Origin of the sequence: Pseudoalteromonas sp. XMcav1-K, assembly GCF_044005875.1 — a bacterium.
Classification (GTDB): domain Bacteria; phylum Pseudomonadota; class Gammaproteobacteria; order Enterobacterales; family Alteromonadaceae; genus Pseudoalteromonas; species Pseudoalteromonas spongiae.
Window position 1 is genome coordinate 1 of the sequence record NZ_JBIPJE010000001.1, and the last position, 1,521, is coordinate 1,521.

General features: G+C 37.8%; 2 protein-coding genes and 1 pseudogene. 2 read left to right on the forward strand and 1 reads right to left on the reverse strand.

Translation table 11 applies throughout. From position 1 onward, the window contains the following. Both ACHSBP_RS00005 and ACHSBP_RS00010 read left to right on the forward strand, forming a co-directional pair. A pseudogene (locus ACHSBP_RS00005) lies at nt 1–183 on the forward strand (shikimate dehydrogenase); the annotation flags it as partial. After that, nucleotides 183–425, forward strand: a complete 243-nt coding sequence (locus ACHSBP_RS00010; RefSeq protein ID WP_395387877.1) for a DUF1488 domain-containing protein — start codon at nt 183–185, stop codon at nt 423–425. The pseudogene ACHSBP_RS00005 and the gene ACHSBP_RS00010, both read left to right, overlap by 1 nt. Here ACHSBP_RS00010 and ACHSBP_RS00015 read toward each other — a convergent pair. After that, nucleotides 420–953 carry a gamma carbonic anhydrase family protein gene (locus tag ACHSBP_RS00015; protein WP_395387878.1) on the reverse strand — a complete coding sequence of 178 codons (534 nt, stop codon included), beginning with the start codon at nt 951–953 and terminating at the stop codon, nt 420–422. The genes ACHSBP_RS00010 and ACHSBP_RS00015 overlap by 6 nt on opposite strands. Nucleotides 954–1,521: the final 568 nt, after the last annotated feature.

The following is a 1,521-nucleotide window of genomic DNA, read 5'->3' on the forward strand; positions in this document are numbered from 1 at the left end:
ATGTTTTATAGCCAACAAAGCACTTCATTTAATGATTGGGTTAACAGCATAAACCCAAACGCAACAACGCTAGATGGTTCGGGTATGTTAGTAGGGCAGGCCGCAGAAGCATTTTTTGTTTGGCGAGGTGTTAAGCCTTCAACACAGGTGGTTATTGAACAGCTTAAATCAGGAGAACTGTAATGAACCAATCAATCATTTTTGTTGATCGTGTTGAATATGACCAAAGTACAAAACGAGTCTCTTACTTTGCTCAGGTGTCAGGTCAGCTGATTACGTGCTTTTATTTAACAAACAAATCTAAAGAAGATGCGCTATTAGACTTTGAAAATAAGAAATTTGACTATGAAGATATTGCAGAAAGTGCAATTGAAGACGAGCTATATAATGATGAGGGTTTGATAGAAGTAGAAGAGCTATTATAGCTCTTCTAGGTATTCATTCTTTAATATAACGTAGTTATCAGCAGATACTTTAAGGAAAGTTATTTCTGCTTCAGTTAGCTTTCGGGCTTGTTTAACCGGGCTACCTACATATAAATAACCTGACTCTAGCGTTTTATTAGGTGGAACCAATGATCCGCCACCAATAATCACATCATCTTCCACAACTGCGTTGTCCATTATAATCGCCCCCATACCAACTAAGATGCGGCTACCAAGTACACAGCCATGTAACATTGCTTTGTGACCAATTGTGACATCGTCACCAATAATTAATGGGTAGCCATTTGGCACAGCATTACTTTTACGCGTAACATGAAGCACCGAACCATCTTGTACATTTGTGCGCTCGCCAATCTTTATATAGTTAACATCACCGCGCGCGGCAACTAATGGCCAGATACTTGAATCGGCGCCAACTTCAATTTGACCAACTAATACAGCTGACTCGTCTATATAGGTATTTAAATTGATTTTTGGCTCTACACCTTTATAGCTTCTAATTGTCATAACGGATCCAATAAAATTGTTATAGAACGTAAATTATAGATAAAAGAGCGTTGATTGTTAATTTCTGGCCAGAAAATGTATGTTTTTAACGCTTTTAGCTGATATTTCAGACAAACAGTAAAAAGATACAAATTTTCTTTAAAAAAGGGTTGCGCTCAAATCAAATCTCTCTATAATGCGCCTCCACCAACACGGGGAACGACGCAGCATAGCAGCGAATCACGAGTTGGTTGAGTCAAGTAAAACTAAGTTTTGAAAGTTTTTAAAAATAATCAAAATTAAGTGTTGACATAAAATTAGGAAAGCGTAACATACGCAGCCCTAACAGCGACGAAGCGTCGCGGCAAGTAAGGCACTTGCAGCGTTCTTTAAGCAGCCTTGAGCTGAGGGCGTAGTTCTTTAACAAATAGAAGCAATCATCTGTGTGGGCACTCGTACAGGTTAAGTTCTAACATACGCTTTTAAAGCGTAACAAAATTTAGACTTAATTAAACTGAGTGACCAACGGAAATAAACTTTGTTTATTTCAGCACAGTCAATTCGATATCTTTTGATATCAAAATCAGAA